The following is a 21,406-nucleotide window of genomic DNA, read 5'->3' as shown; positions in this document are numbered from 1 at the left end:
GTAATGGGTGACAAACGCAATGGTGTCAATAACATCAATCGTCGCCAGTTTCTGGCGACCACGGCCAAAGCCGGCTGTGTGATGGGGTTGGCCGGGCTGGGGATTTCAGCGTTGGCCAAGTCCCAGTCGCTGGCGCCCCAGGCGATACGTCCCCCGGGCGCCCTCGCCGAGGACGCCTTTCTCTCGGCCTGTGTTCGCTGTGGTCTCTGTGTCGAGGCCTGTCCCTATGACACCCTGAAACTGGCGCGTTGGTTTGAAGGGGCTGCCACCGGCACACCCTTCTTCAGCGCCCGCAGTATCCCCTGTGAGATGTGCGAGGACATTCCCTGTACCCGCGCCTGTCCCAGTGGGGCACTGGATACCGGCCTCGAGAAAATCGAGGATGCCAGAATGGGCACAGCCGTACTAATAGATGAGAAAAACTGCCTTAACTTCAAAGGCCTGAGATGTGATGTCTGCTACCGCGTCTGCCCGCTCATCGATGAGGCCATCACCCTTGAGCGTGCCCGCAATGAGCGCAGTGGCCACCACGCCATGTTTATTCCTACCGTGCATGCCGATATCTGCACCGGCTGCGGCAAGTGTGAACATGCCTGCGTTTTGGAAGAGGCGGCGATCAAGGTGCTGCCGCAGAAACTCGCCAGCGGCAAGACCGCCGAGCACGACACTTACATAGACACGGAAAAGACCACCCTGGAGATGCTCAATCAAGGGCTGCCCGGACTGGGTAACGGAGGGGCAATATGAGTCGGAAAAAAAGCTCAGACGCCTTTGCCGCCGATGCCATCGCTACCCTGGGTTGGTGGAAGGCACACAGGTTCCTGCTGCTCAGACGCCTGTCACAACTGAGCGTTTTGCTGCTGTTTGCCATAGGGCCACTGTTTGGCCTCTGGCTGCTGAAAGGCAACCTGTCGGCCAGTCTGTTACTGGACACAGTGCCGCTGGCCGATCCGCTGGTGACGCTGCAGACCCTGGCCAGTGGCCATCTGCCGGAACTGAGCCTGCTGCTCGGCGCCGCCATTGTCGCCCTGGGTTATGGTCTGCTGGGTGGACGAGTGTTCTGCAGCTGGGTCTGCCCGGTCAACATGGTGACCGATACGGCCGCCTGGCTCAGACGCAAGTTGGGCCTGCCCAGATTGCCCGAGCTGCCAAGGTCGCTGCGCTACTATCTGCTGGTATTGGTGTTGCTGTTGCCCCCACTGACCGGCCTGTTGGCCTGGGAGTGGCTCAACCCAGTTCCCGTGGCCTACCGGGCCTTGTTGTTCGGTGGCTTCAGTGGCCTGTGGCTGCTACTGGCGATACTGCTGCTGGATCTGTTCGTCAGCGAGCGCGCCTGGTGCAGCCACCTGTGCCCCAGTGGCGCCCTCTACAGCCTGCTGGGCAAGCTGCGACTGGTCAATATCGAGGCGGTAAGAGCCAACGACTGCAACAACTGTATGGACTGTTTTACCGTGTGTCCCGAACGACAGGTGCTCAAACCCGCCCTCAAGGGAAGCAACCCAACGATAACCAGTACCGATTGCACCCTCTGCGGCCGCTGTATCGATGTCTGTGCCAAGAAGGTCTTTGAGTTTGATACGCCATTAACCCGGCTCTCGCCCAAGGGTGAAGCCAAAGACAAATCCAACAAAATAGATTGCAACCGAATTGCCACCAAGGCGGAGAACAAGCAATGAAAAAAACACTCAGCGCAGCCGCGATGCTGCTGGCACTCAGCGCCTGCTCAGGACAGCAGGCAGAAACGGCTCAGCCGGTTAACGTCAGTTCTCTTGGCGGTGGCGATGCAGAGATTAGCTCTGTACGCCCGGCCGATGCCATGCCTTCCTATCCAATGCGTGGCAATGCCATAGAGCGCAACTACGCCGAGCAGCCGCCCCTCATTCCTCACAAGGCCGACTACCCCATCAGCCTGAAGAAAAACAGCTGCATGAACTGCCATGACTGGAGCAAGGCCAAGCGCATGAAGGCAACGCCTGTGGCCAAGTCCCATGTTATCGACGACAAGGGCACCCTCAATGGACAGAACTATTTCTGTACCCAGTGCCATGTGCCTCAGGCCGATAACAAGCAGCCGCTGGTGGAAAATAACTTCAGCACTGGCGCTGCCAACTGATAGCGAAAAAACCGGGTCGCTGCTTCCTGGAGGCGCCCCGGTTTCAAGGTACAGCCCCAAAGGGATTGGGGCTTGCCTGCCCTTCCCAGCCCTTCACTTTGATGCCTCAATTTTTCTGAAAAATGGCAATCCGCCGCTCATCGACAAAACATAAGCTCAAAGCAAACATCTCACAGAGCCAGTCCAATGTTGCGCGATGGAAGAAACTGCAATGGGTAGGATCCCGGGTATAGTGCCAGTCATAAAACTGGGCTTCACTCTGCCAGCGGTCTGTCATTATGCCTAAATAGCCCCCCGGAACCAGATGTGCCAGCAGCGCGCTTATCTCGGCGGCAGGCCAGTGCAAGTGCTCGAAACACTCGCTGGAGAGAATAAAGTCATACTGTGCCTGCAATGGATTGGGGAAAAACAGCGGGTCGAAATCGTCACACGCTATCCCTTCCCGGGCCAGGAGTTTCGACAGTGTCGGCCCAGGGCCACAGCCAAAGTCCAGTCCCTGCATGCCCGGGCGCAGAAAGGTCATCGCCGGCGTCAACAAGCGCTGCAAAAAGCCCACATAGCCGGGATCGTCAATGCTGTTCTCGTGGGTATCGTAAAACTGCTGTTCCTCATTCAAGGGCAGCAAATGCACAGGGTCGAGAAAGATGAGCCGACACTCTGGGCAGAGAAAATAACGTCTGGCAACCCTGGCGGGAACTGTCTGTTTAGGTTGGGTGTTGGCACACAAGGGGCATGGATTCATCTATGACTCGGTTCACTTTAACGGCTTTGGTTTAACGACTTTGGTTTTGCAGCTTTGGTTTTACAGCCTTGGCCTAAAGGCTTTAACTCAGAGCTCTAATTCAGAGCTTTGGCTCAGTGCCTGGCTCATTACTTTGACTCGGCGGTTGGCTATCGGGCAGGAGCTTTCATACTTTCCCGCAACAGTCGCCGCCAAAAACTGCACCTACTCTAACAAACCCCGTCCCCGGCTCCTAGGGAAGGTGCAAACAAATCCCATGTTTGCTCTGCTGTTGTGGAATAGCAAAAACCGCCCCCCCAGAAGGCGGTTTTTGACTGAACCAGCTGAGCTATTCGGTGGCCAAACGCTCCAGCACATAGGTCAGCACACCACCGGCACGGTAGTAAGCAACCTCCATGCCGGTATCCAGGCGGCTGAGCAGCGTTATGGTTTTGGACTCACCATTGGCGTAATGGATCTGCGCCTGCAGCTTCTGGTTTGGCTTAAGCTCGCCATCCAAGCCGAGAATATCCACTGTCTCATCACCGGTCAGGCCCAGAGTCTGACGGGTTTCCCCGGGCAGGAACTGCAATGGCAGCACGCCCATACCCACCAAGTTGGAGCGGTGAATACGCTCAAAGCTCTCCACTATGACCGCCTTGACCCCGAGCAACAGCGTCCCCTTGGCGGCCCAGTCACGGCTGGAACCTGTACCATATTCTTTACCGGCAATAACCACACTTGCCTGCTTTCTGGCGCGATAGGCCATGGCAGCGTCATAGATAAAGCGCACCTCGGATTCGCCCTGCATTCGGGTAACACCACCTTCATGGCCGGGCACCATCTCATTGCGGATACGGATATTACCGAAGGTACCGCGCATCATCACCTCGTGGTTCCCACGGCGTGAACCGTAGGAGTTGAAGTCCTTGTCGGCTACACCATGACCGCGCAGGTAATCGGCTGCCGGACTGTTTTTGGGGATCACCCCGGCCGGGGAGATATGGTCTGTGGTGACAGAGTCCCCCAGTAGCGCCAGAATCGCGGCCCCCTTAATGTCACCCGCATTACCGCCGTATTCGGCTTCGAAGAAGGGCGGTAACTGAATATAGGTGGAGGCGGGATCGAAGGCATAGGTTTTGCCCGAGCCCGAGTCGATGGCGCGCCAGGCATCATCGCCATGAAACACATCGGCGTACTGCTGCTGGAACATGCTGCGACTCACCTTGCCCATTAAGGAGGCTATCTCGGCATTGCTGGGCCAAATGTCTTTAAGGAAAACCGCTTTACCATCGCGGCCTTTGCCTATGGGATCGCGACTGAGATCGATACGGCTGGTTCCCGCCAACGCATAGGCGACCACCAGAGGAGGCGAGCAAAGCCAGTTGGACTCCACCAAGGGGTGGATCCGCCCTTCGAAGTTACGGTTACCGGAAAGCACTGAACCCACATGGATCTTCTGTTCGCTGACCGCCTTGGTGACCGCCTCCGGCAAGGGGCCCGAGTTACCTATACAAGTAGTGCAGCCATAACCCACCAGGTTAAAGCCCAGGCTATCGAGCGCCGTTTGCAATCCGGCCTGTTGCAGATACTGGGTCACCACCTTGGAACCTGGGGCCAACGAAGTCTTGACCCAGGGCTTGCGCTCCAACCCCAGCTCCACCGCCTTTTGTGCCAGCAACCCGGCAGCCAGCATCACCGCCGGGTTGGAAGTATTGGTACAACTGGTGATGGCGGCAATCACCAGATCGCCATGGTGCATGGCAAGCTCGCTACCTTCGAGTACAAACGCCTGCTCAAGCTCGCTGCGCCCCGAGAGACGGATGGCATCTTCGGCCGCCTGTTTGAGCTGACTGACGGCGACTCTGTCCTGGGGCCTCTTGGGCCCGGCCAGGCTGGGTTCAACACTGGCAAGATCCAGACTCAGGGTATCGGCAAACTCGGGGGCGCTATCGCCAGTCTCTCGCCACAGCCCTTGCGCCTTGGTGTAAGCCTCCACCAAGGCAAGCGTCTGTTCATCTCGGCCACTGAGACGCAGATACTCGAGTGTCTGCGCATCCACCGGGAAGAAGCCACAGGTTGCACCATATTCTGGTGCCATATTGGCGATGGTGGCTCGGTCGGCCAGCGGCAGCTGATCCAGGCCATCACCATAGAATTCGACAAATTTACCCACTACCCCCTGACGGCGCAGCATCTCCACGACTCTGAGCACCAGGTCGGTGGCTGTAATGCCTTCACTGAGCTGCCCCTTGAGCTCGAAACCCACCACATCCGGGATCTGCATTGAGATGGGTTGCCCCAACATGGCCGCTTCGGCTTCGATACCACCAACACCCCAGCCAAGTACCCCCAAGGCGTTGATCATAGTGGTATGGCTGTCTGTACCCACCAGTGTATCTGGATAGACCCAAGTGGCTCCTTCTTCGTCAAGTCCTTGCCAGACACCTTTGGCCAGATACTCGAGGTTTACCTGATGGCAAATGCCGGTGCCCGGTGGCACCACGGAGAAGTTATCGAAGGCGCCCTGGCCCCACTTGAGAAATTGATAACGCTCGAAGTTGCGCTGCATCTCAATCGCCACATTGTCCCGATAGGCATCCGGATTGGCAAACTTGTCGATGCTGACCGAGTGGTCAATCACCAGATCCACCTTGGACAGAGGATTGATCTTTTGCGGATCGCGCCCTTTGGCCACCAGCGCCGCCCGCATGGCGGCCAGGTCTACTATCGCCGGGACGCCGGTAAAGTCCTGCATTAATACCCGCGCCGGATGGTAGGCGATCTCCTGCTGGCTGCCGCGGCCACGGCCCTTGGCCAGCGCCTGCAGATCGTCGATATCACAATGGTCGGTATCCAGATGCCGCAGAATGTTTTCCAGCAGCACCTTGCAACTCTTGGGTAATGCGGCCACCTCGGCAATTTCCGCCAGGGGCCCTTCATTAAGGCTGTAGTATTGGAATGAGGTGTTTTTGACAGTCAAGGTGCGTTGTGCCTTGGCCTGATATTTGACTTTGGACATCACTACTCTCCCTAAGTTGAGTTGTCGTTCCGCCAACCAGCTTAAGTTATGCTCAAATAAGGTACAAGGGCACCTTAGGTTGTCGCAGTATTTTTAAGTGTAATCTCAGCCACTTTGCGCTAGTTTAGAAACGAGCCCAAGCAGGGGGCGATAAGCTGGGAGCGATACAGATGAAGAAACACAAGAATGAAGCGGCTCTGTTGAAACTGGCGTTGGAGATAGGTTTGGGATACTCACTCAAGCGTGGCTTTGCCCCTCTTGGGGATAAGGTGCCGGAGAAAGAAAAAGTCGAGTGCGTCTATCGCCTCTTGGTGCAGGATAAACTGATAGGGCCTTTGCCATCGGATAAAGAAGATGGCCCCAATATGAAACATAGGCTGGTGATGTGGATCAGCGGCAAATTGCCCAAGGAGCATCCACTATTACAATAACCTTGCATCATGCAGGATATAACTATGCCAAAATAGTTAAAATGACAAAAAGAAACCCGGCACGGGCCGGGTCACTTTAGACTGCTTTGGCTTTTTTGTGGAACATCAGCTTCCAGAAACTCTGGGACTTGGCTTTGACTGGCTTGGCCTTGTGTTCCTCAGTTTCAGTGGCAGTTTGCCACAGGGAGCTAACCCACAAACCTTGATATGCTTTCATCGATATTTCCTCTTTACTTGGGACGCTGATCAAATTAACGCCGCCAGGTCTATTAGTAAAATGAATTAATTCCATAGCAAGAATTCCAAATAAGCATGAACGTACCAATCAAGACCTTACACTGCTTTCTGACCCTGGTGGAAACAGGTAACTTTACCCGAGCCGCCGAGCAGTTGTACCTGACTCAGCCAACCCTGAGCAAAATGATCCAGCGTCTGGAAGACACTCTGGAACAACAACTCTTGATCCGCAGCAATCAAAAGGTAGAGCTGACGCAAGCCGGAGAAATATTTCATGCCAGCGCCTGTCAGATAATAGGTCAATGGCACAGAATGGAGCAGGACTTGAGTAACTTGAGTGGCCTCAAATCCGGCCACCTGCGCCTCGGGGTCTGCCCCATGATGAGCAGTCTGACCATAGATCTGTTAACCGAGTTTCGCCGCACCTATCCGGCGGTCGAGTTGCAGATGCATGAATACGGCGGCTTTGGTTGTGAGCAGGCACTACTCGCCGACACCCTGGACATCGCCTTCACCGCACTGCCTACCACCCATGGAGAGCAGTTGTCTTCATCGCCACTGCAGGGTTATCCGCTGAAGGTCTGTCTGCCGGTAGGTCACCCACTGACCAGCAAGCAGGCGATAGAATGGCGGGATCTGGCCGAGTATCCTTTCATCCTCTACAACGAGGACTTTTCACTGGCAAAGTTATTGACCCGCCTGAGCCGCGAAGCCGGGGTCACATTGAATATCGCTTTTCGCAGTGGTCAATGGGACTTTCTCGGCGCCATGGTACAGGCCGGAATGGGGCTGGCGCTGCTGCCGGAGCCCATCTGCGACAAGCTCGGCGAGCAAACGCTCAGCTATCGACCTATGGCGAGTGAAATCACCTGGCAGCTAGGGCTGATTTGGCGCAACAACCTGCCCTTGACCCCGGCCGCCGAGGCCTTGGTTGCCCTAAGTAAAAAGGGGTTGTGAGCAGGCAGGCTATTAGCTTGCCTGTTCCTCATCGGTTGGGATAACCAGCACATTGCTGCGTACGCGCCGCAAAATCTGCTCAGCGGTATTGCCTATCACCCGCCCCATCAAGCCCTGGCGCTGACGTGCACCAATCACCAGATAGTCGCTCTTGAGCCTGCAGGACAACTGATACAGACAGAGGTCAGGATCGCCGGCAATAATATGGATCTGCTCTTTGGGGAGCCCAGTTAATTCCAACAGGGTTTGATGTCTGCGCCAGGCCGACTTGACCATTTCATGCAGGTTAAGCACCTCGAGATCGCGGATCACCTTAGGCACCCGAATAATATGTGCCAGATGCAACTTGGCACCACTGGCCTTCGCCAGCTCTCGACCATGCTGCAACACCAGTTGATTGAGGCGCTGTTTTTGCTGACTTTTGGCATCGAGATCCACCGCCATCAAAATACTGGATGCCTTCTTGATCGGGTTATCGCTGAGCAGCATCAAGGGCACCTTGGTGCTGCGAATAAGATGCCAATCGGTCGGCAGAAAATGCTCGCTCTGGTGCACTGTCTTAACCACCATATCAAAGCCATAGCGACCGGCATGGCTGCTGACATGTTCGTAGAGATACTTGCTCCAGATAATATGCAGCGGCACATCCTCTGCATCCAACTTTTTGAGATGAGCCGACACCTCGGCTTGCTTCTCCTTCATCAGCCGCTGCTGGGCGGCCCCGGCAAGCCGTGGACTGTAATATTCGTCACCAGAGAAATATTCGTAGCAATAAGCAAATACTTGAGGTTGCATCTCAAGTAATTCCGCTACCTCCAATCCTTTGGCAATCGCATCAGTGTTAGCCTCTTCATGTTGTTCGATGATAAAAAGCTTACCCATTTGTTTTCTCCAAACTTTCTGGTAATTGTCTACTTTTTAGACTCTAATCTGGTGCAGGATAAACCATACTGATCCCGATCAACAATTGCACCTATGGGGGATACTCAATGTCGATGGATAGTCTGTTGATCGCCTTGTTCCTGATCTTGCTGTTCTCCCGCGTGCTGGGAGAGTGCTGCAACCGTATCGGCTGGCCTGCGGTAGTGGGGGAAATAGGGGCAGGCTTGTTGCTTGGTCCTTCAGTGCTCGGCTGGCTGGAACCAACCCAAGTGCTGGCCAATATCGCCGAGCTCGGGGTGATACTGTTGCTGTTTTCCATTGGCGCCGAAACCTCGATACAGCGCCTCTACAGCGCCGGACGTCAGGTGGTGGCGGTGGCCATTATCGGCATAATCGCTCCTCTGCTACTCACCGGCCTGGCTGCCTTCTATTGGTTGGAGCTATCGCTGTTTGCCGCCCTCTTCTACGGCTGTACCCTGACGGCCACCAGCATAGGCATCTCTCTCAGGGTACTAAGCGACAGTGGCCAGCAACAATCCAGTGCCGGTCATCTGATCCTGGGAGCGGCGGTATTTGACGATATTGCCGGAGTCATACTGCTCAGTTTGCTGTTTAACTTTGCCAGTGAAGGCCAACTGGCACCGCTGGCAATCATTAAACTCTGCGGCTTACTGCTGCTGTTTCTACTGCTGGCACCGCCACTTGGTAGGATGTTAATTTACCCGCTACGAGTGCTCAGCTATCAATCCCAAACCCCTGGCTATGAGGCCGTGGTCATGCTGACACTGATCTGCCTGTTTGCCTGGCTGGCACACCTTTTTGGCGCCCCGGCGCTGCTCGGCGGTTTTGTCGCCGGTTTGGCGCTATCAAGGCAGTTTATCTGGCCCTGGCAGAAGTATCTGCAAAACCCCTTTCCCTTTACCCACAAGCTGGAAAAATCGATGCAGCCACTGACCGATGTGTTTGCGCCTGTGTTCTTTGTCTATGTGGGGATCAGCCTCGACTTGAGCCAGCTGAACCTCAGCCCCTACAGCCTGTTGCTCTTGCTGGCGATGATACTGCTGGCATTTATCGGCAAGCTGGCGGCCGGTTTGGTGGTCAGCGGCACTTGGCGGCAAAAGCTGATAGTCGGCAGCGCCATGGTGCCCAGAGGAGAAGTCGGTTTGGTCTTTGCTGAAGTGGGACGGCAGTTGGATATCATTCCGGCCAAGGTATTTACCGAATTGGTGTTGGTGATAGCCATCACCACCCTGCTCGGCCCCTTGCTGCTCAGACGCCTGTTGCCCAAGGAGGGCGAAGCATAAAAAGCCGCGCCATATGAGGCGCGGCATTTTATGCTTCCAGATAATTTCAGCTTACCGGCTCAGTTGCCTTTCAACTCTGTCTCAAGGAAGTCGGTCAGCGAGCGGTACAGATGAGTGCGCACCTTATCGCCCCGCATCGAGTGTTTGGAGCCGGGGTAATCTATCATGCGGAACAACTTGCCTTCATCCTGCAGTGCCTTATATACCCGAGTACTGTTCTCGAACAATACATTGTCATCGGCCATGCCGTGATACATCAGCAAGCCTGAACGATACTTGCTCACATAGGGGAAGACACTGCTGGCCTCGTAGCCCTTGGCGTTGTCGTCAGGATGGCCGAGATAACGCTCTGTGTAGTGGGTGTCGTACAGAGCCCAGTCGGTCACAGGGGCACCACTGATGGCCGCCTTGAAGTAGTCAGGCGCCTTGAACAGGCTCATCAGCGCCATATAGCCGCCATAGCTGTGGCCATAGATGGCAATACCGTCGGCCTTGACCCAGGGCAGGGTGCGCAGGAAATCGACACCTGTCTTCTGATCTGCCACTTCAGCATCACCAAGATGGCGGTAGATCACCTGCTCGAAGGCCGTGCCTCTGTGCGCCGAACCCCGGTTATCCAACTGAAATACGGCAAAGCCCTGCTGCAACAGATATTGGGTGTAGTAATCCTGCTCACTCCAGCTATTGACCACCAACTGGGCGTGAGGCCCACCGTAAACCCTTACTACCACGGGGTATTTGGCCTTGCTGTCGAAATTCACCGGCTTGAACAGACGGTATTGCAACACCTTGCCATCTTTGGCCTTGAGGGTGCCAAACTCGGGCAACTGCCACAGCCCGGCATAGTCATACAGAGGGTGTCCGGCCTTGACGGCATTCTCTTCTACCCAAGCCAGATGCTCACCGCTTTGGTTGTGCAGACTCACCTGGGGAGGCTGCGACAGACTGTTGAAATAGTCGAGGTAGACAGATTCCTTGTCGGCAAACACGGCATTGTGCATGCCGCCACGCCGGCTGATGCGCTCTATCTCACCGCCATTGAGGCTGACCCGATACAGATGGCGCTCGACCACACTGTCTTTACGGCCACTGAAATAGACCCAACCCTGCTTTTCATCTAGGTGTTCTATCTCGTCGACCGCCCATTTCCCCTGAGTCAGTTGCCGTTTGACCTTGCCCTTGTCATCAAACAGATAGATATGGTTGAAACCATCACGCTCGGATGCCCAGATAAAGCCCTGCTGCTGCTTGAGAAAATAGAGGTCATGGTTGAGGTTAACCCAGGCATCGCTGCGCTCGGACACCAGAGTCACGGCGCCTTTGCCCTCGCGGCTGTCTACTTGACGCAAATCCAGCTGTTGTTGACTGCGATTCTGCCATTGAAACGACAAATGCTTGCTGTCCGGCAGCCATTTCACCCGCGGCAGATAGATATCTTTCTCACTGCCGAGATCCACCCATTGGGTCTTCCCGGACGCCAGTGACACCACCCCCAGGGCAATCTCGACATTGGGCTTACCGGCATAGGGATAACGCTGCTCGGTCAGCTTGATGCCATCGGCATAAATCTCATTGCGGGTCACCAGCTCCACGCCCGACTCATCGATGCGGGTATAGGCGATGGCCGATTCATCCGGTGCCCACCAGTAACCTGTCATACGGTCCATCTCTTCCTGAGCCACAAACTCGGCCATGGCGTTCTTGATGGCCCCGCCGCCATCCTGGGTCAGCGCCGTGAGCTTATGGTCTTTCAGCTGGAGTACATAGAGATTTTGCTCGGCCACAAAGGAGACAAAATTGCCCTTGGGCGACAGTTTGGCATCTGTGGCAAAGGCATCCCCTGTCGGCAGCAGAGTCACCTTGGCATCGGCCAGGCTGAAGTAGTAGAGCTTACCGGCCGCCGGGATCAGCAACGCCTGGCTGTCGTCGGCCCAGAAGTATTCCATGATCCCCTGGCCATACACTCGCTGCCGCTCGCGGCGGGCCTTCTCTTCATCGGAAAGTTCACCGGCTTCGAGCCTGGAGGCATCCAGCAGCAAACTGATCTGGCCGGTGGCGACATCCATCTGCCAAAGATCGTAGAAATACTGATTGTCTTTACGGCCCGCCAGGTAAGTAACCCGCTTGCCGTCGGGAGACAGTTTCAGCCCTCGGGGGCTGGCACCGGCCAGTGCCGGTGAAGAATATAGACGCTCAACCGTCAAAGGGGTTTTGCCACCTTCCAGAGCGAAGGAGTGGCCGCTGGCCAGTGTCAGAGGTATCGCCATAAGCGCCGAAGCCATCCAAGTTTTTTTCATTATTATTTCCGGAATTATAAGAGACAAGAGCCACGGCATCCGGCCACAGCCCAAAAAACAGCCCTCATTCTGCCCCAATTGACAAGGGATCGGCAAACCCGTGCAATTGGCCGCTGAAATATCGCCGGTTCTCGGTTATGATCCTGTCCCAGAAAAAGCTCAGACCTCTTTTAAGGAAACAAGATGCAGACTCTGGCCCAAACCCTCAAACAGCAGGCTGTCACCCCAGCCTTGTCCCAATTGCTTCTCACTCTGGCCCAAAGCTCAGTCGCCATCAGTCAGGCGGTAAGACACGGCGCACTGGCCGGTGTGCTGGGCGCCACCACCCAGGAAAACGTTCAGGGTGAGACCCAAAAGAAACTGGATGTAATCACCAACGAAATGCTCAAAGATGCCCTCAAGGCCGAAAGCACAGTGCGCGCCCTGGCATCGGAAGAGGAAGATCATATTGTTGAAGTCGGTGACAGCGGTGAGTTTCTGGTGTGTTTCGACCCACTGGACGGCTCTTCCAACATAGACATCAACTCGCTGGTGGGCACCATTTTTTCTGTGCTGCCGGCACCCGAGGGGGAGATCAGCGAGCAGAGTTTCCTGCAAAAAGGCAGCGAGCAACTGGCGGCGGCCTATGTGCTCTACGGCCCATCGACCATGTTGGCCCTGACCACAGGCCAAGGGGTGCAACTCTTTACCCTGAATCCGGAAACCGGCGAGTATCTGTTAACCAATGAAGCGGTGAGTATTCCCAAAGACACCGCCGAATTTGCCATCAATATGTCCAACCAGAGATTCTGGGAAGCGCCGATGCAGACCTATATTGCCGATCTGCTGCTCGGCAAAATAGGCCCGAGAGAGAAGTCGTTCAACATGCGCTGGATTGCCGCCATGGTGGGCGATGTGCACAGAGTATTGAGCCGCGGCGGCATCTTTACCTACCCAACTGACAACAAGAATCCGGATAAGCCCTACAAGCTGAGACTGATGTACGAGGCCAACCCTATGGCACTGCTGGTTGAACAGGCCGGCGGCAAGGCCAGCACAGGTTATCAGCGCATTCTCGACATCCAACCGGAGCAAATTCACCAGCGGGTAGCTGTCATTCTGGGCTCGGCCAATGAAGTCGATGCCTGCCTCGAGTACCATCAGCAGGATTACAGCGGCGAGCCTGAACTCTAAACGCCGCTTGGGGCTGCCGGGGTCGGCAGCCTTGAATTGGCGGTATGGGCCAGGGCCTGAGACAGATTGCCTTAGATGAACTGTTGGCAATTAGTCTTAAGACCGCGGCCTTTCATTGGCAAGCCGTCAAATCGCGCTATAATACGCGCCACACTGAACTTCAGGCTGGACCTGAAATAGATTTATACACAGTCTAAGGATACTTCCATGAGCTTAAATGCAGTGCCTGCGGGCAAATCCCTGCCAGATGACATCTACGTGATCATCGAAATCCCACAAAACCACGACCCTATCAAGTATGAAGTGGACAAGGACACAGGTGCCTTGTTTGTGGATCGCATGATGACTGCGCCTATGTTCTATCCTTGCAACTACGGCTATGTGAACCAAACTCTGAGCCTGGATGGTGATCCGGTAGACGTGCTGGTTCCTACCCAGTATCCACTGCAGCCAGGCAGCGTTATCCGTTGCCGTCCAGTTGGCGTACTGAAAATGACCGACGAGTCAGGTGAAGATGCCAAGATTGTTGCCGTACCACACGAGAAGATCTCCAAGGAATACGGTCATATCCAGGATGTGAACGATCTGCCTGAGCTGCTGAAAGCCCAGATCAAACAGTTCTTCGAACACTACAAGGATCTGGAATCCGGCAAGTGGGTTAAAGTTGATGGCTGGGAAGATGCCGAAGCCGCCCGCGCCGAAATCCTGTCAAGCGCCGAGCGTTACAAGGGCTAAGTCCCGAGCGACAACGCCAGCAACATAAAAAAATCCGGCAAATAGCCGGATTTTTTATTAGGCGTTAACCGCCTCTGTCTGATGCCCCTTCTCTGTTTGGTCCACTATGGTCAACACAGCGGCGTCGCCCACCACATTGCAGGAAGTCAACACCATATCTATGATTCTGTCCAGCGCTGCCACTATAGCAAAAGCTTCCACGGGTAAGCCCAGTTGATGGATTAGCACACCTATCATCACCATACCGCCACCTGGAACCCCACCAGCGCCCACAGACAGCAGAAAGATACTGAATATCAGAGTAGGCAGCTGTTCGCTGGAGATTGGCTGACCAAAGGCGTTGGCAACAAAGAAGATGGCGATAGTGATATAAATCGACACGCCGCCCATATTCATGGTGGCTCCCAAAGGCACACCGAACCCGGCGACCGCCTTATTGACCCCAAGCTTTTCGGTCAAGGTTCGCATAGTCACCGGGATGGTGGCATTGGAGCTGGCAGTCGACAGAGAAAACAGGATCTGCTCTTGGGTCTTGGCACGAAAGCTCTTGGCACTGACCGGGGTAAACACAGCCACAGCCAGAGGATAAACAATGAAAATCCACAGCAGCAGCATGGTTAGAATAATGGCCATATAACCCAGTACACTGAGAAAAACTTTGGCTTCCAGAGTGGCTCCCAGTTTGAACATCAACGCAAACACTCCAAATGGCGCCAGCTGCATTACAGTCATGATGAGCTTCATCATGATCCCATTGGCGACTTGAAAACCTCTAACCGCTGCGCTGCCGGCGTCATCCAGCGACTTGATGACCCCACCCAGCAGCAGCGCCATAAAGATCACCTGCAACATGTTGCCCGACATAAAGGCATCGACAGGGTTACTGGGCACTATGCCGACAATCAGGCTGATCAAATTGGGCAACTCGGTCGCGGTAATGGCCACATCCGTGCCACCACTCATATCCACTCCGACACCGGGCTGCAGCAATAACGAGACACACACCGCCGCCAGGATAGCGATCAGGGTATTAATGATATAGAAGCTGAAGGTCTTGCCGCCCAAGCGACCGAAGCTCTTGAGGTCCTGCAATTCGCAGACACCGCAGACTATGCTGACAAATACCAGCGGCATCACCAGCATCATGATCATATTGACAAACATGGTGCCCGCCGCGGTGGCTACCTCAACCAGGGTGCCGGAAAAGAAACCGATATGCCCCAGCCCATATTGCACCACAGAGCCCAATAACAGGCCGCTGAACAGACCCATAAAGATCCGTCCGGAAAGAGATTTGAGTATTGCCATTGTACGTTCCAATTCGGCATCGTTCCTGATGCACAACTATCATCCCTGTTCGCTCTGGGAAGGGATAGTGAAACATGCTACTCAAAAGTTCAATGATAAAATGCTCAAAAAGTGCCTCCGCAACATGTTAAGAACCTCAAAAATCAATGATAAAAACTTGATTTAAAACCATTTTAAATTTTGTCAAAAATTTACCCTATGAATTACCCCGTTTACAATCACACAATACAATAACAAACCCACAACAAACACAAAATATTTATCAGTGAATATATCTAAAAATACAAAAATAACAGTATTAACAGCCAGAATTTCAATTCAAAGCAGTGAGCTTGTTAGGCCGCTTGCCATTTTACTGCAGATCCTGCTTGTTAATTTCGTCATCAAAGTGACTTTCCGCCTCACTCAACCCCAAGCTAGAAAAACCGCCACAGAAAAAATCATAGGGGCAAACCATAGAGAAAGTTGGCAGCAGAAGCACCAAAGCAAGCAGGAGAAAACCCGCAGAGCGCGATTGGAGAAGATAGTCCCACGGACAAAAAATGGGCAAAAAAAAGCCGGTGGGGCGCACCGGCAAATCAAGCAACATATTACCTGAGAGGCTCAGGAAAAACGCCTGACGATGCAGGCGGTCACCACAAGAAAAGGCCATCGGGTGATGGATAGACTCAAAAACGGCAGTAACCCTTGTGGTCAGGTCATCTACTTGAATCCAAATCGATTAAATCAAACAAAAATCAACGCAAATAAAGGCGCGCCGAGCACCATGGCGATACCGGTAAAGATCATCGTCAGACTGGCAATCACGCCTTCCTGCTGACCGAATTCGCTGGCTTTGGCGGCGCCGGCACCATGGGCAGAAGCGCCGAGTGCCACTCCTTTACCAAGAGAGGTCTTGATCCGCGCCAACTTGAACAACGGCTCACACACCAGCATACCTATCACGCCGGTGAGCAACACCAACATAGCGGTTAATTCCGGCACGCCACCGAAGGCACCAGTGGCCTCCATGGCAAAGGGCGTCGACACAGAGCGCACCAGTACGCTGTGACTCAGTTCGCTCGGCAGAGGCACCAATTTGACCAATAGCCAGGATGACACCAAACCCAACATGAGCCCGGCCATAACCCCAAGGCTAATAGTGATCGGATAACGGCGGATCAACTTGCGCTCGCGGTAAATAGGCACTGCAAAAGCTATGGTCGCTGGGGCCAGCAATGCCATCAGCCAATGGGTGTACTCAAAATAGGTCGGCAGCGGAATCGCCAACAGCAACACCACAGCCAGCACGGCCAAAGGCGCCAAAAATATCGGAGCCAACCACCAGCTACGATGCCTGCGGTATAAAGCCTTGGCGCCGTAATAACAGATAAGGGTGATCAGCAGACTCAAAAGAGCAAGTAAGCTGTGAGACATAGCGTTACCCTTGCACTCCATGTTTGGCCAGTTGGCGTTTCAAATTAAGGCGCCGCTCGAAACGAAATACCCTGTCCACCACAAAGCCGGTTCCCAGCAATACTGAAGCGCTGCCGAGCACCAGGGTCAGCATAATATTGAAACCATACTCCTCGAGTAAGGTTTCATACTTGAGTACTGAAATCACCGGCGGGATAAAAAACAGCAAGAGATCGCCAATCAACCAGGCAGCCCCCAGTTGCAACGCCTTTTCCGGGATAAGCTTGAGCCCCAGCGCCAACAACACTACCAGCATCCCAAGCACACTGCCGGGAATGGGTGAGTGCAATGTGGCGGCCAAGGCATGAGTAGCCCATGCCAGCAAACAGATAGCTGCAATTTGCAACAAGGTCGCGCTGATGTATTTGCCTTGGAGCCAAATGACTTTCGCCACTTTTTGAGGGGAAGCAAGGCGTTTGCAGAGGGAGTGCATATCTTTACCGAATAACTTAACTGGTGTTTATTCTAGGCTTGCAATATAAATAAAAAAAATGAATATTAAGCATAGTTTGCATTCCATAAGGTTATTCAATTGGATCTGAAAGTTGTTCGCTACTTTATCGAAATAGTGGATGCCGGCGGATTTGCCAAGGCAGCGGAAAAGATCCACCTGACCCAACCTGCGCTGTCCAAGTCCATTCGCCAGTTGGAGCAGGAACTGGATCTTGTACTCTTGGAAAGAGGCAAGCGTGGCAGCCAGTTACGTCCTACAGCAGCCGGAGAGGTCGTCTACCGTCACGGCCAGGAACTATTGAATGTACGCCGCAACATGCTCAGAGAGTTGGCGGCGCAGCGCAGTCTCAACTCGGGTGAACTGCATCTGGGGCTGGCCCCTCTCGGCAGTGCCGAACTCTTTGCTCCTGTCATCGCCCGCTTTCGTAATCGTTATCCCAAGGTGCAGATGCATCTATTGGTTCGCGGCGGCGTAGAGCAAACCGCGGCCCTCAAGAAAGGGGAAATCGAGCTGGCAACCGGGATCATCTCCTTTGAGGATGAGTTTGATGGTATCAGGATCCGCCGCGATCCCATGGTGGTGGTATTGCCAAGACAACATCCTCTGGCAGGTAGTCAAGAGCTGACCCTCAAGGCGTTGGCAGAGATCCCACAGATACTGTTCGAACCCGAATACGCCCTGCATGAGCTGGTAATCAATGCCTGCCAGAGAGCCGGCTTCAGCCCCAAAGATGTGACTCGGGTCAGTCATCCCGACTTTGGTATCGCCCTGGTGGCAGCAGGCACAGGAGCCATGATACTGCCAAGCTTTATTGCCGAGCGCCACGCGGTGGCCGGGGTGATCAGCATACCTCTGGCCGCATCCGATCTGCTCTGGGAGCTATCGCTATTCTGGCGCCGGGGGCAACCACTCTCTTTTGCCGCCCAAGCAATGGTCGAGCTGGTCAGACAACAACTGGCGCTGAAGTGAAACCCTTATGCTTCAAGTGCTGCAGCCGAGTGAATTTTCGCCAACCAAGTCACAGCGTACCGTTACAGCAGTACAAACTCATTGACACCCTCTTTTCGCGCCGCTAAGGTGAATCACACTTTTCCGGGCCCGCTTGGCCTGGGTTTATAAACACAACCCGAGATTCGCAATGCGGCCAATACACAAGCTTTATCTCTATCCCAAGCCACAGTGGCTTGGGCGGGGATAATGACCTGAACTTCCCTCTCCTGTGAGCCACTGTGGCTTTGCTGTCAGGTTTCGTTACCGGTTATCCGGCTCTCTTGGAGCCCCTCAAACCAAAATCCAGGGGATCCAGTACGAAAATGCTTGTTGAGAATGTAATAAAATGAACAACAACAAAACCTTTGGTAGCATGCTGATCATAGCAGGCACCACAATTGGTGCCGGGATGCTGGCGCTGCCGCTGGCATCTGCCGGCCTGGGTTTCGGGGTCGCCTCGATACTGATGCTATTGCTTTGGGGATTGATGAGTTACACAGCGCTGTTAATGCTGGAAGTGCATCAACATGCCCCCGCTCATGCCACTTTGCACACCTTGGCACACAAGCTGCTCGGCCGTAAGGGGCAGTTACTGGCCAGCCTGGCAATGATGTTTCTATTGTATGCCCTGTGCGCCGCCTACATCGCCGGTGGTGGTGCCCAGCTCAACGATAAGCTGGTTCGTTATGCCGACCTGACGCTGCCGCCACAGGTAGGCGCCATAGGTTTTGCCCTGCTGATCGCCCTGGTGGTCGCCATAGGAACCCATTCAGTCGATATGATCAACCGGGTGCTATTCACCCTCAAAATCGTCGCCCTGGTCATCATGTTGGCGCTGCTGTTGCCCCACGCCCAAGGGGGGTACTTGCTGGAGCTGCCGTTGCAGCAAGGCCTGGTCATCTCAGCCCTGCCGGTAATCTTCACCTCTTTCGGGTTTCACGGCTCTATCCCCTCTGTGGTGCGCTATGTGGGACTGGATCTCAAGGCGCTGAAGAAAATCATGATTGTCGGCTCAGCTATGCCGCTGCTGGTTTACCTACTTTGGCAATTGGCCAGTCAGGGGGCTTTGAGCCAAAGCGAATTGATGGCTTCCAAAGAACTGCCCAAATTCATCAATAGCCTGGGGCAACTGCTGCATAACCCCATGATAGGCCAGACAGTATCCATATTTGCCGACCTGGCACTGGCCACCTCTTTTTTGGGCGTCAGCCTGGGGCTATTTGATTTTATGGGTGATATTTTGCGCCGCAACGACAGTGCCGGCCATAGGCTGCAAACTGCAGCCATCACCTTTTTGCCACCACTGGGGTTTGCCCTCTTCTACCCTCAGGGCTTTATGGCCGCCCTGGGTTATGCGGCGATAGCTTTGGTGATATTGGCGGTGTTCCTGCCCGTTGCCATGGTCTGGAAACAGCGGCTCCAGCCTATGCCGGCAGGCAGCTACCGGGTCGCTGGTGGTAAACCCGCACTCATGCTGGCAGCGCTGTGCGGGGTGGTGATTATTCTCAGCCAACTGCTGCAAATGGCCGGGATACTGACCAAGATAGGCTAACCAAGGGGCAATAAACTGGAGAAGCTCCAGCACAGCGCCCAGGGCCAACCTTTAAACACAAAACGCAGCGCTCAGGCTGCGTTTTTTCTTGGTTCAACATTCAGTTTATTGGTTCCAGCGACACTCTAAAGCAACTGGCTGACAGCTGGGAAAAAACCAGGTCAAACCCTTCGGGGATCTCTTGCTCACTGATAACGACTCGCTGATCCAACTGCTGCTCCAGGGCCTGTTGGCGCCACTGCTGCCTTTGCTGCATTGCGCTTCTGCCACTGATAAAACTGGCACTGCCCAGCAAAACTCCAACCAGCGCCAGCAGATTGGCCATCATGGGATTGCCTATTTGCAGCGCACTGGCGTCATCCAGCAGCCACCAGAGAATCGAGGCACTCAGCAGTAATACCCCCAAGGCCAACCTGGCTATTGCGCTCGGCGCATTATCTGTCGGCAATCTCAATTGAATATCGGCGGGTAAGTCAGCAAGGGTCACAGTCAGGAACGACGGCTCATCCTGCGCTGAGGCACTCTGGGTATCAGGCATAAATCATCCTTAATTTGAATGGAATAGGCTAATGCGGGTCGGTGTAGAACCAATTTAATGACATCCTGTCCTTATGTCAGTGAGCACTGAGGTTACAATGCACCGATTCATTATATGTAAGCATAAATAAGCACTGCAAACTCAATATATTATTAACTCAAACTCTGCTGAAATTCTGTGCATTTTGTGGCAGTCATAGTGCCAGCGGTACTCTTGACCCTGCCAGGGACCGCAGACACAATAGCACCGGAGACCCATTTGACGGAGCCCGTGGTGAGCGGTCAGCAACAGATACCAGAGCTGAGATTGGGACTGGCCATGTGGTCCCATAACCAGTGGCAGCGAAGCCTTTATGGAAGGGGGACACCTCAGGCCGAGCGTCTGGCGCGCTACGCCGAGGTTTTCAATACGGTAGAGGGCAACACCAGCTTTTATGCCACCCCATCGGCAAACAATGTCAGTAACTGGCGCGATGCCGTGGGTGAGGACTTTCGCTTTACCTTTAAACTGCCGCAGGAGATCACTCACAAGTTGCAACTGAGGCACTGTGACGATGAACTCAAGCAGTTCCTGCAGGTGATGTCGCCACTGTTTGCCAAGACAGGCCTGTGGAAGATTCAGTTGCCCGGCTATTTTGGCCCTGACGCCTTGGGGACGCTGAACACCTTTCTTGGCAAACTGCCATCCGAGTTGCCTCTCGGGGTCGAGGTACGCCACCCGGCCTTCTTTGCCAAGGGAGAAACCGAGCGTCGACTCAATCGCTTGCTGCTGCAGCGCTCGGTCAACCGCATCATAATGGACACCCGGCCGGTATTTGCCGCGCCGCCAAACAGTGCCGCCGTCATCGACGCCCATGAAAAGAAACCCAGAGTGCCGGTACATGCCATAGCCACCGGTCGCTATCCCACAGTTCGCTTTATCGGCCACCCGGAGCTCGAGGTCAATCAAGGTTTCTTCAAGCCTTGGCTGGACAAGCTATGCCAATGGCTGGAGGAGGGGCGCCAACCCTATCTGTTCATCCACACCCCGGATAATGCCCGGGCACCTGAGCTGGCCATAAGTCTACAGCGTCTGCTCAGTGACCGTTGGCAAGCCAAACACGGCCAACCTCTAGCTGTGTTGCAACAGCCCCAAGATGCAAGAAATCACAGCAAACAACTGGGCCTGGAACTCTGACAAGCAAGTTTCTGATCCCATAAACATAAAAAATGCCGTTTAATTAAAGTGAACGGCATTT

The 21,406-nt window shown here is 54.3% G+C and carries 21 protein-coding genes; 12 read left to right on the top strand and 9 right to left on the bottom strand.

The annotated features are described in order from the left end of the window. The first annotated feature begins 3 nt into the window (after nucleotides 1-3). Genes napG through ACMHXH_RS01275 form a run of 3 tightly spaced genes read left to right on the top strand, consistent with a single transcriptional unit; the run spans nucleotide 4 to nucleotide 2,113 of the window. The gene (gene napG, locus ACMHXH_RS01285) at nucleotides 4-747 is read left to right on the top strand and encodes a ferredoxin-type protein NapG (RefSeq protein WP_039035014.1); all 744 of its coding nucleotides are present in this window, start codon (nucleotides 4-6) and stop codon (nucleotides 745-747) included. Then, complete coding sequence (napH, locus tag ACMHXH_RS01280; protein ID WP_165565594.1) at nucleotides 744-1,676, top strand: quinol dehydrogenase ferredoxin subunit NapH; 933 nt, start codon at nucleotides 744-746, stop codon at nucleotides 1,674-1,676. Before napG ends, napH begins: the two co-directional genes overlap by 4 nt. Then, nucleotides 1,673-2,113, top strand: a complete 441-nt coding sequence (locus ACMHXH_RS01275; protein ID WP_025889974.1) for a nitrate reductase cytochrome c-type subunit — start codon at nucleotides 1,673-1,675, stop codon at nucleotides 2,111-2,113. The genes napH and ACMHXH_RS01275 overlap by 4 nt, the downstream gene beginning before the upstream one ends. Before the next feature lie 106 nt (nucleotides 2,114-2,219). On the opposite strand, the gene ACMHXH_RS01270 is transcribed toward ACMHXH_RS01275, so the two are convergent. After that, nucleotides 2,220-2,855, bottom strand: coding sequence for a class I SAM-dependent methyltransferase (locus tag ACMHXH_RS01270; RefSeq protein ID WP_039035016.1), 636 nt, complete (start codon nucleotides 2,853-2,855; stop codon nucleotides 2,220-2,222). A 328-nt stretch (nucleotides 2,856-3,183) separates the two neighbouring features. Continuing rightward, on the bottom strand, nucleotides 3,184-5,856 hold the full coding sequence (gene acnA / locus ACMHXH_RS01265) for an aconitate hydratase AcnA (RefSeq protein ID WP_071476560.1): 2,673 nt from the start codon (nucleotides 5,854-5,856) through the stop codon (nucleotides 3,184-3,186). A gap of 170 nt (nucleotides 5,857-6,026) precedes the next feature. Here acnA and ACMHXH_RS01260 point away from each other — a divergent pair, with 170 nt between their 5' ends. Beyond that, nucleotides 6,027-6,287: a DUF5062 family protein gene (locus ACMHXH_RS01260; RefSeq protein WP_025008966.1), complete on the top strand. Its 261-nt coding sequence runs from the start codon at nucleotides 6,027-6,029 to the stop codon at nucleotides 6,285-6,287. Nucleotides 6,288-6,363: 76 nt separating this feature from the next. Here the strand turns inward: ACMHXH_RS01260 and ACMHXH_RS01255 are convergent, their stop codons facing one another. Then, a complete protein-coding gene (locus ACMHXH_RS01255) occupies nucleotides 6,364-6,504 on the bottom strand; it encodes a hypothetical protein (protein WP_157823006.1) in 141 nt (46 codons plus the stop codon). A 95-nt stretch (nucleotides 6,505-6,599) separates the two neighbouring features. Here ACMHXH_RS01255 and ACMHXH_RS01250 point away from each other — a divergent pair, with 95 nt between their 5' ends. Beyond that, nucleotides 6,600-7,481 carry a LysR family transcriptional regulator gene (locus ACMHXH_RS01250; protein WP_039035018.1) on the top strand — a complete coding sequence of 294 codons (882 nt, stop codon included), beginning with the start codon at nucleotides 6,600-6,602 and terminating at the stop codon, nucleotides 7,479-7,481. 12 nt (nucleotides 7,482-7,493) lie between these two features. Here ACMHXH_RS01250 and ACMHXH_RS01245 read toward each other — a convergent pair whose 3' ends face one another. Beyond that, entirely contained in the window at nucleotides 7,494-8,363 is an 870-nt protein-coding gene (locus ACMHXH_RS01245) for a universal stress protein (RefSeq protein WP_039035019.1), read from the bottom strand. Nucleotides 8,364-8,470: 107 nt separating this feature from the next. Here ACMHXH_RS01245 and ACMHXH_RS01240 point away from each other — a divergent pair, with 107 nt between their 5' ends. Further along, nucleotides 8,471-9,667, top strand: coding sequence for a cation:proton antiporter (locus tag ACMHXH_RS01240; RefSeq protein WP_071476558.1), 1,197 nt, complete (start codon nucleotides 8,471-8,473; stop codon nucleotides 9,665-9,667). Nucleotides 9,668-9,726: 59 nt separating this feature from the next. On the opposite strand, the gene ACMHXH_RS01235 is transcribed toward ACMHXH_RS01240, so the two are convergent. Beyond that, nucleotides 9,727-11,964, bottom strand: a complete 2,238-nt coding sequence (locus ACMHXH_RS01235) for a S9 family peptidase (protein ID WP_335912331.1) — start codon at nucleotides 11,962-11,964, stop codon at nucleotides 9,727-9,729. Between the two features lie 183 nt (nucleotides 11,965-12,147). Here ACMHXH_RS01235 and ACMHXH_RS01230 point away from each other — a divergent pair, with 183 nt between their 5' ends. Next, the gene (locus ACMHXH_RS01230; protein ID WP_071476556.1) at nucleotides 12,148-13,137 is read left to right on the top strand and encodes a class 1 fructose-bisphosphatase; all 990 of its coding nucleotides are present in this window, start codon (nucleotides 12,148-12,150) and stop codon (nucleotides 13,135-13,137) included. A 207-nt stretch (nucleotides 13,138-13,344) separates the two neighbouring features. Then, a complete protein-coding gene (gene ppa, locus ACMHXH_RS01225) occupies nucleotides 13,345-13,872 on the top strand; it encodes an inorganic diphosphatase (RefSeq protein WP_025008962.1) in 528 nt (175 codons plus the stop codon). 57 nt (nucleotides 13,873-13,929) lie between these two features. Here the strand turns inward: ppa and ACMHXH_RS01220 are convergent, their stop codons facing one another. Beyond that, nucleotides 13,930-15,174, bottom strand: coding sequence for a dicarboxylate/amino acid:cation symporter (locus tag ACMHXH_RS01220; protein ID WP_162206747.1), 1,245 nt, complete (start codon nucleotides 15,172-15,174; stop codon nucleotides 13,930-13,932). Between the two features lie 271 nt (nucleotides 15,175-15,445). Between ACMHXH_RS01220 and ACMHXH_RS01215 the strand changes: the two genes are divergently transcribed. Then, nucleotides 15,446-15,778: a hypothetical protein gene (locus ACMHXH_RS01215; protein ID WP_143078406.1), complete on the top strand. Its 333-nt coding sequence runs from the start codon at nucleotides 15,446-15,448 to the stop codon at nucleotides 15,776-15,778. Between the two features lie 128 nt (nucleotides 15,779-15,906). Here ACMHXH_RS01215 and ACMHXH_RS01210 read toward each other — a convergent pair whose 3' ends face one another. Continuing rightward, on the bottom strand, nucleotides 15,907-16,596 hold the full coding sequence (locus ACMHXH_RS01210; RefSeq protein WP_083399819.1) for an LrgB family protein: 690 nt from the start codon (nucleotides 16,594-16,596) through the stop codon (nucleotides 15,907-15,909). 4 nt (nucleotides 16,597-16,600) lie between these two features. Beyond that, entirely contained in the window at nucleotides 16,601-17,068 is a 468-nt protein-coding gene (locus ACMHXH_RS01205; protein ID WP_071476553.1) for a CidA/LrgA family protein, read from the bottom strand. Between the two features lie 99 nt (nucleotides 17,069-17,167). Here ACMHXH_RS01205 and ACMHXH_RS01200 point away from each other — a divergent pair, with 99 nt between their 5' ends. Both ACMHXH_RS01200 and ACMHXH_RS01195 read left to right on the top strand, forming a co-directional pair. Next, nucleotides 17,168-18,058 (top strand): LysR family transcriptional regulator, encoded by an 891-nt coding sequence (locus ACMHXH_RS01200; RefSeq protein ID WP_039035027.1) that lies wholly within the window; start codon nucleotides 17,168-17,170, stop codon nucleotides 18,056-18,058. Between the two features lie 367 nt (nucleotides 18,059-18,425). After that, a complete protein-coding gene (locus tag ACMHXH_RS01195) occupies nucleotides 18,426-19,631 on the top strand; it encodes an aromatic amino acid transport family protein (RefSeq protein ID WP_039035028.1) in 1,206 nt (401 codons plus the stop codon). A gap of 100 nt (nucleotides 19,632-19,731) precedes the next feature. Here the strand turns inward: ACMHXH_RS01195 and ACMHXH_RS01190 are convergent, their stop codons facing one another. After that, entirely contained in the window at nucleotides 19,732-20,169 is a 438-nt protein-coding gene (locus ACMHXH_RS01190; protein WP_335912335.1) for a hypothetical protein, read from the bottom strand. A gap of 318 nt (nucleotides 20,170-20,487) precedes the next feature. Between ACMHXH_RS01190 and ACMHXH_RS01185 the strand changes: the two genes are divergently transcribed. Further along, entirely contained in the window at nucleotides 20,488-21,345 is an 858-nt protein-coding gene (locus tag ACMHXH_RS01185; RefSeq protein ID WP_071476573.1) for a DUF72 domain-containing protein, read from the top strand. Nucleotides 21,346-21,406: the final 61 nt, after the last annotated feature.

Source organism: Shewanella sp. BJSY2023SW001, assembly GCF_047314685.1.
Taxonomy (GTDB): Bacteria; Pseudomonadota; Gammaproteobacteria; order Enterobacterales; family Shewanellaceae; genus Shewanella; species Shewanella indica.
This window is presented reverse-complemented; position numbering and strand designations above follow the sequence as displayed.

Bases quoted from the DNA above. Each gene is read 5' to 3' on its own strand.
- ppa (WP_025008962.1), top strand. From the start codon at position 13,345: ATGAGCTTAAATGCAGTGCCTGCGGGCAAATCCCTGCCAGATGACATC.
- ACMHXH_RS01270 (WP_039035016.1), bottom strand. From the start codon at position 2,855: ATGAATCCATGCCCCTTGTGTGCCAACACCCAACCTAAACAGACAGTT.
- ACMHXH_RS01185 (WP_071476573.1), top strand. From the start codon at position 20,488: ATGTGGTCCCATAACCAGTGGCAGCGAAGCCTTTATGGAAGGGGGACA.
- napG (WP_039035014.1), top strand. From the start codon at position 4: ATGGGTGACAAACGCAATGGTGTCAATAACATCAATCGTCGCCAGTTT.
- ACMHXH_RS01275 (WP_025889974.1), top strand. From the start codon at position 1,673: ATGAAAAAAACACTCAGCGCAGCCGCGATGCTGCTGGCACTCAGCGCC.
- ACMHXH_RS01205 (WP_071476553.1), bottom strand. From the start codon at position 17,068: ATGCACTCCCTCTGCAAACGCCTTGCTTCCCCTCAAAAAGTGGCGAAA.
- ACMHXH_RS01195 (WP_039035028.1), top strand. From the start codon at position 18,426: ATGAACAACAACAAAACCTTTGGTAGCATGCTGATCATAGCAGGCACC.
- ACMHXH_RS01255 (WP_157823006.1), bottom strand. From the start codon at position 6,504: ATGAAAGCATATCAAGGTTTGTGGGTTAGCTCCCTGTGGCAAACTGCC.
- ACMHXH_RS01210 (WP_083399819.1), bottom strand. From the start codon at position 16,596: ATGTCTCACAGCTTACTTGCTCTTTTGAGTCTGCTGATCACCCTTATC.
- ACMHXH_RS01240 (WP_071476558.1), top strand. From the start codon at position 8,471: ATGTCGATGGATAGTCTGTTGATCGCCTTGTTCCTGATCTTGCTGTTC.
- ACMHXH_RS01245 (WP_039035019.1), bottom strand. From the start codon at position 8,363: ATGGGTAAGCTTTTTATCATCGAACAACATGAAGAGGCTAACACTGAT.
- ACMHXH_RS01235 (WP_335912331.1), bottom strand. From the start codon at position 11,964: ATGAAAAAAACTTGGATGGCTTCGGCGCTTATGGCGATACCTCTGACA.
- ACMHXH_RS01230 (WP_071476556.1), top strand. From the start codon at position 12,148: ATGCAGACTCTGGCCCAAACCCTCAAACAGCAGGCTGTCACCCCAGCC.
- acnA (WP_071476560.1), bottom strand. From the start codon at position 5,856: ATGTCCAAAGTCAAATATCAGGCCAAGGCACAACGCACCTTGACTGTC.
- ACMHXH_RS01250 (WP_039035018.1), top strand. From the start codon at position 6,600: ATGAACGTACCAATCAAGACCTTACACTGCTTTCTGACCCTGGTGGAA.
- ACMHXH_RS01260 (WP_025008966.1), top strand. From the start codon at position 6,027: ATGAAGAAACACAAGAATGAAGCGGCTCTGTTGAAACTGGCGTTGGAG.
- ACMHXH_RS01190 (WP_335912335.1), bottom strand. From the start codon at position 20,169: ATGCCTGATACCCAGAGTGCCTCAGCGCAGGATGAGCCGTCGTTCCTG.
- napH (WP_165565594.1), top strand. From the start codon at position 744: ATGAGTCGGAAAAAAAGCTCAGACGCCTTTGCCGCCGATGCCATCGCT.